The organism is Methylomonas sp. ZR1 (assembly GCF_013141865.1).
Lineage (GTDB): Bacteria > Pseudomonadota > Gammaproteobacteria > Methylococcales > Methylomonadaceae > Methylomonas.
In genome coordinates, this window is the sequence record NZ_RCST01000001.1 from 3,056,971 (window position 1) to 3,069,670 (window position 12,700).

Annotated in this window: 9 protein-coding genes and 2 tRNA genes; 1 reads left to right on the top strand and 10 read right to left on the bottom strand. The window is 51.8% G+C overall.

Annotated elements, in window-relative coordinates; genetic code table 11:
- Nucleotides 1-44: 44 nt before the first annotated feature.
- From DDY07_RS13770 to fabV, 5 genes are all read right to left on the bottom strand, one after another.
- Nucleotides 45-1,808, bottom strand: a complete 1,764-nt coding sequence (locus DDY07_RS13770) for an ABC transporter ATP-binding protein (RefSeq protein ID WP_171696279.1) — start codon at nucleotides 1,806-1,808, stop codon at nucleotides 45-47.
- On the bottom strand, nucleotides 1,805-2,986 hold the full coding sequence (locus DDY07_RS13775; protein WP_171696280.1) for an ABC transporter permease: 1,182 nt from the start codon (nucleotides 2,984-2,986) through the stop codon (nucleotides 1,805-1,807). The genes DDY07_RS13770 and DDY07_RS13775 overlap by 4 nt, the downstream gene beginning before the upstream one ends.
- On the bottom strand, nucleotides 2,979-4,055 hold the full coding sequence (locus DDY07_RS13780) for an ABC transporter permease (RefSeq protein WP_171696281.1): 1,077 nt from the start codon (nucleotides 4,053-4,055) through the stop codon (nucleotides 2,979-2,981). The genes DDY07_RS13775 and DDY07_RS13780 overlap by 8 nt, the downstream gene beginning before the upstream one ends.
- A gap of 15 nt (nucleotides 4,056-4,070) precedes the next feature.
- Nucleotides 4,071-5,924: a peptide-binding protein gene (locus tag DDY07_RS13785; protein WP_171696282.1), complete on the bottom strand. Its 1,854-nt coding sequence runs from the start codon at nucleotides 5,922-5,924 to the stop codon at nucleotides 4,071-4,073.
- A 175-nt stretch (nucleotides 5,925-6,099) separates the two neighbouring features.
- A complete protein-coding gene (gene fabV, locus DDY07_RS13790) occupies nucleotides 6,100-7,290 on the bottom strand; it encodes an enoyl-ACP reductase FabV (protein ID WP_171696283.1) in 1,191 nt (396 codons plus the stop codon).
- 89 nt (nucleotides 7,291-7,379) lie between these two features.
- Between fabV and DDY07_RS13795 the strand changes: the two genes are divergently transcribed.
- Nucleotides 7,380-7,595 (top strand): hypothetical protein, encoded by a 216-nt coding sequence (locus DDY07_RS13795; RefSeq protein WP_171696284.1) that lies wholly within the window; start codon nucleotides 7,380-7,382, stop codon nucleotides 7,593-7,595.
- A gap of 54 nt (nucleotides 7,596-7,649) precedes the next feature.
- Here the strand turns inward: DDY07_RS13795 and DDY07_RS13800 are convergent, their stop codons facing one another.
- From DDY07_RS13800 to lon, 5 genes are all read right to left on the bottom strand, one after another.
- Nucleotides 7,650-9,518 carry a SurA N-terminal domain-containing protein gene (locus DDY07_RS13800; protein ID WP_171696285.1) on the bottom strand — a complete coding sequence of 623 codons (1,869 nt, stop codon included), beginning with the start codon at nucleotides 9,516-9,518 and terminating at the stop codon, nucleotides 7,650-7,652.
- Between the two features lie 98 nt (nucleotides 9,519-9,616).
- A tRNA-Asp gene (locus DDY07_RS13805) sits at nucleotides 9,617-9,693 on the bottom strand.
- A gap of 6 nt (nucleotides 9,694-9,699) precedes the next feature.
- Nucleotides 9,700-9,775: transfer RNA gene (locus DDY07_RS13810), tRNA-Val, on the bottom strand.
- A gap of 13 nt (nucleotides 9,776-9,788) precedes the next feature.
- Nucleotides 9,789-10,061, bottom strand: coding sequence for an HU family DNA-binding protein (locus DDY07_RS13815; RefSeq protein ID WP_020482925.1), 273 nt, complete (start codon nucleotides 10,059-10,061; stop codon nucleotides 9,789-9,791).
- Nucleotides 10,062-10,268: 207 nt separating this feature from the next.
- Nucleotides 10,269-12,686, bottom strand: a complete 2,418-nt coding sequence (gene lon / locus DDY07_RS13820) for an endopeptidase La (protein WP_171696286.1) — start codon at nucleotides 12,684-12,686, stop codon at nucleotides 10,269-10,271.
- Between the last annotated feature and the right edge of the window lie 14 nt (nucleotides 12,687-12,700).

Below are 12,700 nucleotides of genomic sequence, written 5' to 3' on the forward strand. Positions count from 1 at the left end.
CTAATAAGTGATTAAAAAGTTTCTAAATATCATGCCAGCTTCCCCTATACCACTAACCTCGGCACCGCCGCCAACAACCTCTGAGTATAAGCATGCTCCGGCGCCCCACAAACCTTCGCAGTCAAACCTTCTTCTACAATCTTCCCCTTATACATCACCACCGTCCGATCGCTGAGATACTCCACCACCCCAATGTTATGCGTGATAAACAATAAGGTCAGATTCCGCCGGCGGCGAATATCGAGCAGCAATTGCAGAATTTCCGCCTGTACCGACACATCCAGCGCGCTGGTGATTTCGTCGCACACCACAAACTCCGGATTTAAAGCCAAAGCCCGCGCCAAACCGATACGCTGCCGTTGGCCGCCGGAGAATTCATGCGGGTAGCGCCATAGCGATTCGCGGCTGAGTTGCATGTCTTCCAGCAGTTGCCCAGCTAGTTCGATGCGCTGTTCGTGATTGGAGCCAATGCCATGTACCTTCATCGGCTCGGTTAGCGTGGTTTCCACCAGCAAACGCGGATTGAGCGAGGATTGCGGGTCTTGAAAGGCAATCTGCATCTTGCGTCGTAGCGGCCTCAGTTCGCGCGCAGACAAGCCGGTGAGTTCCTGGCCGTCGATGCGGATACTGCCGGCTGTCGGTAATTCCAGTTGCAACACCGCCCGGCCCAAGGTGGTTTTGCCGCAGCCAGACTCGCCGACCAAAGCAACGATTTCGCCGCGCGGAATATCCAGCGATACCTCGTCTACCGCCTTGACGTAATCGACGGTTTGCCGGAACAAACCTTTTTTGATGGGGAACCAGACTTTCAGGTCACGGATTTGCAGCAAGGGTTGTTCATCTGCACTTGGCGGCGCGCCGAGCGTATTGGCCAGCCAAACAGACTGCTTAGACTTTCCACGTAAACCGGCGCGCGTCAGCACCGACAGCAGTTTTTTATCGCTGTCACTCAGGCTTTCGTCGTCGACTGGGTCTGGGTCTTGATCTTGCGCAGGCTCGACAACCGGCTTGGCCAGATTTTCCGGCACCGCAGCCAGCAATTGTTGGGTGTAGGGATGCTGAGGGTTGCGTAGTACGGATTTACACGTGCCGACTTCCACCAGTTTGCCTTGCTGCATCACCCCCACCCAATGCGCCATTTGCGCGACGACGCCGAAATCGTGGGTGATGAACAGCATGCTCATGCCGGTGTCGTCCTGGAGTTTACGCATCAACCTTAGAATCTCGGCTTGCACCGTCACATCCAATGCAGTGGTGGGTTCGTCGGCGATCAGCAATTGCGGCTCGCAGGCCAAGGCCATGGCGATCATCACCCGTTGGCGTTGGCCGCCGGAGAGTTGATGCGGGTAGTCGCGAAAGCGGCTGGCGGCGTTGGGAATTTGCACCTGCTCCAAGGCCTTGATAGTCCGCTCGGTGGCTTCAGCGTCGTCCATATCGGGATGATGCAATTGCAGCGCTTCGGTGATTTGCTCGCCGATGCTCATCACCGGGTTCAAGGAGGTCATGGGCTCCTGGAAAATCATGGCGATTTTTAAGCCGCGCACCGCACGGATACCCGGATCGTCCAGGGTTAGCAAGTCCTGCCCGTTCAGCAAAATCTCGCCGCTGGGATGCGAAGCCACACCGTCCGGTAACAAGCGGATCACCGACAAGGCGCTAACCGACTTACCGCTGCCGGATTCGCCGACCAGGCAAAAGGTTTCGCCCTTGGGGATGCTGAAACTGATGTCGTCCACCGCTTTAACTTCGCCGCCGCCGGACCTTAGATAAGTGCGCAGGTTGCGGACTTCCAGCAAGGGTTGGCTCATGATTTGACCCCGGCCTTATCCGACAAGCGCGGATCAATGGCATCCCGAAACGCTTCGCCGATCAGGTTGTAGGCAAACACGGTCATGAAGATCGAGCCACCGGGAAACACCGCCATCCACCAGTTAAAGGTCGATGACTTGACGGCCTGATCCAGCATCGCCCCCCAGGATGGCGCGTCGACCACGCCCAAGCCCAAAAAGCTTAAGGTCGCTTCCGACAGAATCGCCCCGGCCACGCCAAAGCTGACCGCCACCAACAAAGGCGCGACGCCGTTGGGCAGCATGTGCCGGAACAAGATCGAGCTTAGGGGCAAACCGCTGGCCACCGCCGCCTGTACGTAATCCTGTTTGCGCAGTTTCAAAAACTCCTGGCGCACATAACGCGCGTATCCGGACCAACCGGTCACGCCGATGATCACCATCATCATGTACAGACTGCGCCCGAAGAAGGCCACGAAAGTCAGCAGCAGGAACAAGGTTGGGATGTCTTCGAAGATTTCCACCAGGCGCATGCCCAGCATATCGACGACGCCGGAAAAATAGCCCATCAAGCCACCGATGACGATGCCGATGGCCAAGGCGATACCCGACGCAATCAGGCCGATGCTCAAGGAAATCCGGCAGGCGTGGATCATCCGGCTTAAGACGTCGGCACCGTTTTCTTCGGTTCCCATCAGGTGAGTATGGCCTTCCGTGGCAAACGGCGCTTCCAGGCCCTTGCTGCCCAAGTCGCGTAGATAATCGACCGGCGCATAAGGTATCGGCGGCATGATTTTCCAATCCACTTGCGTGTAAGCGGGGCCGCGGAAATCGTCGTAAATCACCAGCACTGGCGGTTTGACGAAGCTGTTGACCAGCAGCGCCGCTAACGCACTACCCAATAAAAACAACAGAATCTGTTTTCCGCCGTCGATGTTAAGCCGGAACACCGCCAGGGCGATGAAAAAACTAGCCAGGATCCAAGCGTCTTCTACGGACAAATATTCCAGCACCGGCGCAGAAATCGTACCGCCCTTGCTCATCAGCAAGGGCATGGAGTTAGCCAGAAACGGCGCAAACACCGCGCAAAACACCAACAACCCTACCCAGCCCAAGCCGAATTTGACGCCGACGCCGGCCAGGGTTTTACGCCAGATCCGCGCAGAAAAAGATTCGCGACTGCTCACGGACTTAGTCATAACTCACCCGCGGATCGGCCAGGGTGTAACAGAAGTCGGCAATCAGATAGCCGATCAGCGTCAGAAAGCCGCTGATCCAGGTGATCGACAACACCAGTTCGCGGTCGCGGCCTTTCACGGCTTCCACCGCCAATTGGCCCATGCCGTTGATGCTGAATATGTTTTCGACGATCAAGGAGCCGGCCAACAAACTGGGCAGCAAACCCGCAGAGACGGTTATCAAAGGCAATAAACTATTGCGGAATACGTGTTTCCACAGCACATCATTCTCAGCAAGGCCCTTGGCGCGGGCGGTGCGGGCGTAATCGGCGTGCAGGTTTTCCAGAATCGAGGTGCGGGTGAGTTTGGTAAGCGCGGCAAAGCCGCCGTAGGACAGGCAAATCACCGGCAAGATCAGATGCCAGATTCTATCCAACAAGAAACCGCGCACGAAGCCACCCTCGTCCCAATACGGCAGGAACGGCATGTCTTGCGCTTCCCGGCTGCTGATGCCGGCGGTCGGGAACCATTGAAAGTACTGAACATTGGCAAAAAAACCCAATAGTAAGACGCCGGCCAACATGGTCGGAATCGACCACAAGGCCAACATTGACATGCCGGCGCCCAAGTCGAAAGCGCTGCCACGTTGGGTCGCGGCCTTCATGCCGACCATGATGGCAATGATATAGGTAAACGGCAGGGTGACCAGATTGAGTAGCAAAGTAATCGGGATGCGCTCGGCCAGGATGTCCGACACCGGCCGACCGTATTGAAAGCTGGTACCCAGATCCATACCCTTGCTGAAGGAAAATTCGCCGCGCTGACCTTGGGAGTCGCTAACAAAACCGATCGGCGAGACATTATTCAGCCAGCGCAGATATTGCACCGGCGCCGGTTGATCTAAGCCGTAGCGTTTATTGTAATAGTCCAGCAAAGCCTGTTTCTCTTGCGGTTTCATGTCCATGCCGCCGATCAAGGTCTGTGCGCTGATGCCGCCCGGCGACATGGCCATCACACTGAACACCAGTACGGTGATGCCCAGCAAGGTGGGGATCATCAGCAGCAAACGCCGCAGCAGATAGGTCAACATCGGCGAATCCTTGGCCTATTGGGTGTATTTTTGCTGCGCCAGCGGCACGTAATTTTCCAGCGGTAAGGAACCGAAGTTCAAACCCAGCTTGGTCATTTGCAGGTTGTGGATGCGCTTGTCGACGAACAGCAGACTCTTGCGGCGCATCAGGAAGGTATAGGGTTGGTCTTCGTAAAGAATATGTTCGGCCTGCTGCCAGAGCGGCATGCGTTTGCCTTCGTCGACGGTGCGACGGGCATCGTCGATCAATTTATCCAAAGCCGGATTGTTGTAGCTGACGTAGTTATCGCCCTTGCTGACGGCTTGTGAGCTATGGAACATCTGGTACAAATCGGTTTCGATACCGCTGGTCCAACCCAGAGTAATCGCGTCGAAATCTTTTTTATCCAGATTTTCCAACATCACCGGCCATTCCTGCGGAGTTGGAATTAGCTTGACGCCGGCGCGGGCGTAGAGATCTTTCAATAAAAGCACCATGCGTTTGGTGTCTTCGTTGGCTTGAAAGTAGGTCAGTTTAAATTCAAAAGGCGCGCCGGCCTTGTCTTCCAATACGCCGTCGCCATTTTTATCCTGATAACCGGCGTCTTTTAGCAAGGCTTTGGCTTTCTCCAAATCGGCTTGATAGGGCTGCAAGGCCGCGTCATGCTGTTTGCTGGTTTTACTGAACGGGCTGACAGCAGGCTCGGCATAATCTAGAAACACGTCCTTGATTACCCTGCTTACATCCGTCAAATAAGTCATAGCCTGACGCACACGCTTGTCAGCGAAGCGAGTGGGCTTGCCGCCGCGTTCTTGATTCCAGCCTATCCAGCTGTAGCCCACCACCGGCGGCATGTATTCGAAATTTTGGCTCTTGGCCTGGATTTGCGGGTCTTTTTTCAATTCCTGATATTCGACCGGACGCGCCGAGTAAGAGTCGATATCGCCATTACGAAAGGTGGTTAAGCGGGCGCTATCGTTTTGGATGATTTTCCAGAGAATGCGATGGTAAGACGGTTGCACGTCGCCCCAATAACGCTCGTTGCGGACCAGTTCGATATTGCCCTTGTCCGGCGTCCAGTTTTTCGGATCGTTTAATCGATAAGGACCACTACCCAATAACAAACCTTTGGACTCGTTAAATTTTTGTGGTTCTTTTAGATACGGCTCGTAAAAATGCTTGGGCATGATACCGATGCCACCGGCCAAAGACAGCGCTTCGAAGTACGGCTCTTTGAAGGTAAATACCACTTCGTACTTGCCGTTGGCTGTGACGCTTTTGATCTTTTCTAGGTAGGCGCGTTCGCGCGGCGCCTGGATGGCGTCGGTCATGATGAAATTGAAACTGAACACTACGTCGTCAGCGGTTAAGGGTTTGCCGTCGGAAAAACTGACGTCTTCGCGCATCCGGAAAGTAATCACCAAACCGTCCTCGCTAATCGTCCAGTCCTTGGCGACCAGGCCCTCCCATTCCAGGGTGTCGGGGTTTCGAGTGATCAGGCTCTCCAGCACATAGCTTTGCACATTGGAGGCATAGGCATCGCTGGACACCAGCGGCGTGATGGTCTTTAGGTTGGTAAAAAAGGCATCCACACTCCAGTCGCCTTGAGCGTAATCCGGTTGACGGCTAGCGGCGTAAGCACGTTGAAACGCTTGGGCAACTTCGCCGTTCGCGGTGGAATTTGTTGATGCACTTGCGGCAAGCGCGCCCGAGCTAATCGCCCCGCGTAGTTCACGCATATCCTTGGCTTGCTCCGACAGAGCAGCTTGCATTTCGCTCAATTTCAGCCATTGCCGGTCGATTTGATACATGGCCAATACGATCAGCACAATGGTTAAACTGAGCAGCGAATAGAGAATCCAGTCTCGGGTAGTGGATGGTGTTTGCATGTGTCCAGTGTTTCGCAAAAATTAAACAGAAACTTGAGCGACGCTTTTGCTTGATGGCCGGAGCCATCTGAATCGCTTCTGGGGCATATCGATAACGCCGCTTTTGCAAAAACGTCAGGTGTCCTTACTTTTTAACCCGGTGGGTCGCCGCCGCGCTAGCCACCGGTATACATCTTTATAGCAAATTGGTGATTGGTGCCTCGGGGTTGACGTCGGCATCGTAATCCACGCCGTCAACCTCGAAACCAAACAACTTGAGAAACTCGTGTTTGTAACCGGCAAAATCGCTCAATTCGTTGATGTTGTCGTTGTTGATTTGTTCCCACAAAGCGTTGACTTTGTCTTGCACTTGCGGCTGCAACTCTTTTAAATCGGCGCGCAGGCGACCGGTATCATCGAGGATAGGGGTGGCACCATACAGGCTATCGCGGAACAAGCCATTGACCTGCTCGATGCAGCCTTCGTGTGTACCCTCGGCCTTCATGGTTTTGAATAGTAAGGCCAGATATAAGGGCATGACCGGAATCGCCGCACTGGCTTGGGTAACCACGGCTTTTAGTACCGACACCCTAGCGTCGCCAGCCAAAGTAGCTAATTTGCTGCGGATATCGATGACACGTTTGTCCAAATCTTTTTTGGCTGCGCCGATGGTGCCGTCCCAATAAATATCCCAAGTAATTTTTTCGCCCAGATAGGTATAAGCCGTCGTTTTAGCACCTTCCGCTAAGACGTCGGCATCGGCTAATTCATCGATCCACATTTGCCAGTCTTCACCACCCATCACGGCGACGGTGTTGTCGATTTCTTCTTGGGTCGCGGCCGGCAAGGTAAAGGATTTGATGATTTCTTTGTCGGTATCAATACCGTTTTGTACCAAATCTTTGCCGATTGGTTTTAGCGTGGAGTTGTGGGTGATGCCGGTTTTGGGATTGGTCCGGCGCGGGGCTGCCAAGCTGTAAATAACCAGATCGACTTTGCCCAAATCCTGCTTGATGGCGTCTATGGTTTTTTGTTTGATCTCGTCGGAAAACGCATCCCCGTTGATACTTTTGGCGTACAGGCCTTCGGCTTCGGCAAATTTATGAAACGCTGCGGAATTGTACCAACCTGGGGTGCCTGGCTTATCGGCAGTCCCTTCGCGCTCAAAAAACACCCCCAGGGTTTTCGCGCCTGAACCAAACGCCGAGACAATCCGCGAGGCCAAGCCGTAACCGGTGGAAGCGCCCAGAATCAGCACATTTTTGGGGCCGTTGGGAATAGCGCCGAAACTTTTGACGTAGTCGATTTGCTGTTTGACATTGGCTTCGCAGCCGACTGGGTGGGTGGTAACGCACATAAATCCGCGTACGCGAGGTTTGATAATCATGTTGATCCTTAAATCAAGCTATTAAAAATTAAGACGAGTGTCGCTTTCGCAGCGATGTTTGTTACAAATTTTAAAGTTTATCCCATGATATGGCTGAACAGGAAAATAATATCGATGGTATCCGAAGCGAAAAATCGCCCTATTCGGCTATCCGCGACTATGTTAATAAACGTCAGCCTAAAAGCCAATGCGGGTTGAACGCTGCTGGCTATTCACGCACCGGGCAACGGTTAAAGCGGGATGCCCCGAAGTCTTTGCCTAGAATCCGCAACAACATCCTCTTTGCTAAGCAGCTAACCGCTTAATCAAGCAAAAAAAAGGGAGCGCTAAGCTCCCTTTTTGCAGGTCCACCTAACGGTTTACTGTTTTTGCGTATTGATAACGATCTCGGCTTTAGTCTGCAACGCATTCAATACGGCTTCCATCTGCGCCTTACCAAAGGCGGCCGAGATGTTTTTGGCAATCAAGGCTTGTTTGCTCTTGTCACTATCCGACATGACACCCTCGTGTACATTGTTGACGCTAACCACCAATTTACCACCCTTGGCTTCGTCGATTACTGCCACGCTAGGCTGACCGGCCTTTGGTTTGGCTGTTCTAAAAATCTCTTGAGTAACAGCCGCCGGCAATTCGCTGGCAGTGCGTGTCAAGCCATTGATTTTTTTGGTCTGCAAATGCAGCGCTTCGGCGATTTGCGCGAGCGTTTTGCCGCCCGTCAATTCCTGCTTAACTTTATCGGCAGTAGCGATGGCCTGCTGTTTTGCTTTATCTTGCTGAATCGCAGTAATGACCTCAGCCTTAACTTCCTTGAGCTCTCTGCTGGCGGCAGGTTGATGCGATAACATACGCAACACCACAACTTTGTCGCCGCCAATTTCCAGCGGCTCGCTGTTGCTGCCTTTTAACACATCTTCGGAAAACGCAGCCGCCCGAACTTTTTCGTCGGCAGCGATACCTTCACCCGCGGTGCGAGTAAACGCTTGGGTTTTGCTGGTTGCTCCACCCAATAGTTGCGCAACCGCCGCCAAACTATCAGGATTTTCATAACTGACTTCGGCAACTTTCTCGGCCAAGGTATTAAATTTGGCTTCGGCCTGCGCTTTTTGATAAGCCTTGCTGACTTCGGCTTTTACCGCTTCGTAAGGCTTTACGTCGCCCGGTATCAATTCGGTGACTTTAATTAAATGATAACCAAAAGCCGATTTAACGGGCTCGGAGACTTCGCCCAGTTTTAAGCTGCTTGCGGCATCTTCAAAGGCTTTCTCCATCACGCCGACATTAAATAAACCCAGGTCGCCGCCATTTTTAGCGGTTAATTTATCGTCGGACACTTCGGCGGCTAAGGCAGCGAAATCCTTGTTTTTCAAATCTTGTTTGGCTTTCAGGGCTTTTTGCAGCGCTAAATCGTCGGCGGCTTTATCCTTGCTGAATGCGAACAGGATATGACTGATTTTTCTGCGCTCTTTCGTAGTGAATTGGACTTTTTGTTCTTCGTAGTAAGCCTTTAACTGCTCTTCAGTAGGGCTAATATCTGCGGCCAATTTATCCAATGATAATTCCACGTATTCGATAGCCACCTGCTCGGGAGTCTGATACGCATCCTGGTGCTGCTGATAATAAGCGGTAATTTCCTCTTCGCCGGGCTGTTGACTGACAGCCGTTAACGGCACGGTCAAATATTCCACATCGCGGGTTTGGTTCTGGATTTTAAAGAAGTTGTTGATTTCCGCCGGCGTGACAAAGCTGCTATCTACCACGGCTCTTTGGAATTGCTCCATCACCAAAGCTTTTTTGATGCGATTGACGAACTCGGCTGAAGACATGCCTTGCGAACCGAGCATGGTTTGGTATTGCGTCTTATCGAACTTACCGTCTTTTTGGAAATACTCGAGAGTTTGTATGAAGTCCCTGGCCGTCTCATCGCTAACCAACAGGTTTTGATCCTGAACGTATTGCAACAACACCTCGTCGCGAACCAGCTTTTGCAAAGCCTGTTTTTTTATCGTCTCTTCGTCGAATTTCATGCCTGCCAGATTTTGCGCATATTGCTGATAGGCCTGACTGACATCCCGCTGAAAAAACTCCTTGTCTCCCACAGACACTACCGGGGCCTCTTTACCGCCGCCAAGGTAGTTTTGGATGCCCCACAATCCGAAAAGCACACAAATCAAAATCAATATGATTGATGCAAACAGACCGTGCACCTTTTCTCTAATCTCTAAAAGCATAAACGCTGTCCTTAAACAGTATTAAACCCGATCGCTTCAGGCCATAAAATTAACAGGCAAAAAAAAACCTCGGACCATACGGCCCGAGGTTTCTGTTTTGGCGGAGCGGACGGGGCTCGAACCCGCGACCCCCGGCGTGACAGGCCGGTATTCTAACCAACTGAACTACCGCTCCAAAGTCTGGTGGGTGCTGAGGGGTTCGAACCCCCGACCCTCGCCTTGTAAGGGCGATGCTCTCCCAGCTGAGCTAAGCACCCGACTAAAGAGCGGCTAGTTTACAGCATCTTTTAAAGATTTGCCAGCTTTAAATGAAGGAATTTTCGCGGCTTTAATGGTGATCTCTTCACCGGTCTGCGGATTGCGGCCTTTACGCTCTGCTCTTTCTTTAACATCGAATGTGCCGAAGCCAACCAAGGCAACGGAATCACCTTGTTTCAAAGCATCTTCTACTGCTTTGATAAAACCATCTAAAGCCCGCCCTGCATCAGCTTTAGTTAACTGGGACGCACTGGCGATTGCATCGATAAGTTCCGATTTATTCATTTATTTCCCCTTAGGATGTCGTTGTATTAATTATGCTCAGCAAACAAATGTTTGGATTTGTCCACTAACCGGTTTTCCACCAACCCGATTTACAGCCTCTCCTGGTTCGAGAGGTCGACATTTATATCAATCGCCTGCAAGCGATGTCAAGCACAGAAGTCCGCGGAAGCCACGACGCTGATGGTTTCCGCCGACCCGACTCAACTTTTAATGGGCAACAACACCCGGCTTTTTTACCTCTGCCTTGCTGGCGGCAGTTTCAGTTATTTCTGCCACCGGGATTGCAGCAATGGGGGTGGGCATATGCTGTAGAGCCAACTCCAACACTTCATCTATCCAACGGACACACTTAATCGCCAAATTACGTTTGATATTTTCCGGGATCTCGGCGAGGTCCTTTTCGTTTTCCGCCGGAATCACCACTGTCGCGATGCCGCCGCGATGCGCAGCCAACAATTTCTCTTTCAGTCCGCCAATCGGCAGTACTTCACCGCGCAGGGTAATCTCTCCGGTCATCGCCACATCAGCACGCACTGGAATTTTGGTCAAAGCGGAGATAATGGCGGTACACATGCCAATACCGGCGCTAGGCCCGTCTTTTGGGGTCGCGCCCTCCGGAACGTGAATGTGAATATCATTTTTTTGGAACACATCGCTGTCGATTCCCAAGATATTAGCTCGACTCCTGACCACCGTGACCGCCGCTTCAATCGACTCCTTCATCACATCGCCGAGCTTACCGGTCGTTAACTGTTTGCCCTTACCCGGCATTACCGCAGTTTCAATCGTCAACAACTCACCGCCGACTTCAGTCCATGCCAAACCTGTCACTTGACCAATTTGATCGCTGTCTTCGGCCATGCCATAGCTAAAGCGTCTGACGCCGAGATACTTGTCCAGTGTTTTCTCGGTAACCGAGGTTCGACTTTTGCGGGATTTCAACAACAGGTCTTTCACGACTTTCCGGCAAATTTTCGAAATTTCCCGTTCCAGTCCGCGCACACCCGCTTCCCGCGTGTAGTACCTGATAATATCCTTGACCGCTGCTTCGGAGATAGAAATTTCCGACTCTGCCAGACCGTTGTTTTTGATCTGCTTCGGAATCAAAAAGCGCATGGCGATGTTGATTTTTTCATCTTCCGTATAGCCGGCCAAACGGATTATTTCCATCCTGTCCATCAAGGCGGGCGGGATATTCATCGTATTCGCTGTCGCCACAAACATCACGTCGGATAGATCGAAATCGACTTCCAGATAATGATCCGAGAAAGTATGGTTTTGCTCCGGATCCAACACTTCCAACAACGCGGAAGCGGGATCACCGCGAAAATCTGCCGCCATCTTGTCGATCTCGTCCAGCAAGAACATGGGATTCCGGGTTTTGACTTTCGACAGATTTTGCAGAATTTTACCGGGCATAGAGCCTATGTAGGTACGCCTATGTCCGCGAATTTCCGCTTCGTCTCTTACCCCGCCTAACGCCATTCGCACGTACTTGCGATTGGTGGCCCGTGCAATCGACTGACCCAGAGAGGTTTTACCAACCCCCGGAGGACCGACCAAACACAGAATAGGCCCTTTCAACGCTTTAACACGTTGTTGCACAGCAAGGTATTCGAGTATCCGCTCTTTTACCTTATCCAGCCCGTAATGTTCGGCTTCCAATACCTCTTCCGCGACTTTTAAATCGTGCCGCACCTTGGTTTTCTTTTTCCAAGGCACGTTGACCATCCAGTCTATATAATTACGCACCACCGTGGCTTCCGCCGACATCGGCGACATCATTTTCAGTTTATTCAACTCGGCCGTCGCCTTGGTTTTCGCTTCGGCGGACATGCCGGCCGCGGCAATTTTTCGCTCTAGTTCTTCGATCTCATTGCTGGCTTCGTCCATCTCGCCCAGCTCTTTTTGAATAGCCTTCATTTGCTCATTCAAATAGTATTCGCGCTGATTTTTTTCCATCTGTTTTTTAACACGGCCGCGAATTTTCTTTTCCATCTCCAAAATATCGACCTCACCTTCCATCAAGGTCATCAAATTTTCCAGACGTTTGGCGACATCGACCATTTCCAGCATCAGCTGTTTTTCTTCAACTTTTAAAGCCATATGCGCCGCCATCGTATCGGCCAGGCGGCTTGGGTCGTCAATGCCGGCCAGGGAATTAAGCACTTCGGGCGGAATTTTATTATTCAATTTCACATACTGATCAAACGAATTAATCGCGGTCCGCTGCAAAACCTCCGCTTCCTGTTCGGAAATATTTAATTCGTCGCTCAACTCGACCACGCTAGCCGCACAATAATTATCAACTTCTTGGTATTTTGTTACGGAGCAACGCTGACTGCCTTCAACCAATACTTTCACCGTACCGTCCGGCAATTTCAACAGTTGTAGGATGTTGGCCAAGGTCCCGACCCTGTATAAGTCATCAAAACCCGGTTCATCGACATCGGCCTGTTTCTGGGCAATCAGCAACACTTGTTTGTCTTGTTTTATGGCGGCATCAAGGGCATCAATCGACATACCTCTACCGACAAACAATGGAATCACCATATGCGGATAGACCACCACGTCCCGTAACGGCAAGACAGGAATTAATTCATCTTTGGTTTTTAACTCGGTCATTTCATTTGCTCCCT

What these genes read in the sequence shown, in the direction of transcription:
- DDY07_RS13770 (WP_171696279.1), bottom strand. Translation starts at nt 1,808, where the DNA reads ATGAGCCAACCCTTGCTGGAAGTCCGCAACCTGCGCACTTATCTAAGG.
- DDY07_RS13775 (WP_171696280.1), bottom strand. Translation starts at nt 2,986, where the DNA reads ATGACTAAGTCCGTGAGCAGTCGCGAATCTTTTTCTGCGCGGATCTGG.
- DDY07_RS13780 (WP_171696281.1), bottom strand. Translation starts at nt 4,055, where the DNA reads ATGTTGACCTATCTGCTGCGGCGTTTGCTGCTGATGATCCCCACCTTG.
- DDY07_RS13785 (WP_171696282.1), bottom strand. Translation starts at nt 5,924, where the DNA reads ATGCAAACACCATCCACTACCCGAGACTGGATTCTCTATTCGCTGCTC.
- fabV (WP_171696283.1), bottom strand. Translation starts at nt 7,290, where the DNA reads ATGATTATCAAACCTCGCGTACGCGGATTTATGTGCGTTACCACCCAC.
- DDY07_RS13795 (WP_171696284.1), top strand. Translation starts at nt 7,380, where the DNA reads ATGGCTGAACAGGAAAATAATATCGATGGTATCCGAAGCGAAAAATCG.
- DDY07_RS13800 (WP_171696285.1), bottom strand. Translation starts at nt 9,518, where the DNA reads ATGCTTTTAGAGATTAGAGAAAAGGTGCACGGTCTGTTTGCATCAATC.
- DDY07_RS13815 (WP_020482925.1), bottom strand. Translation starts at nt 10,061, where the DNA reads ATGAATAAATCGGAACTTATCGATGCAATCGCCAGTGCGTCCCAGTTA.
- lon (WP_171696286.1), bottom strand. Translation starts at nt 12,686, where the DNA reads ATGACCGAGTTAAAAACCAAAGATGAATTAATTCCTGTCTTGCCGTTA.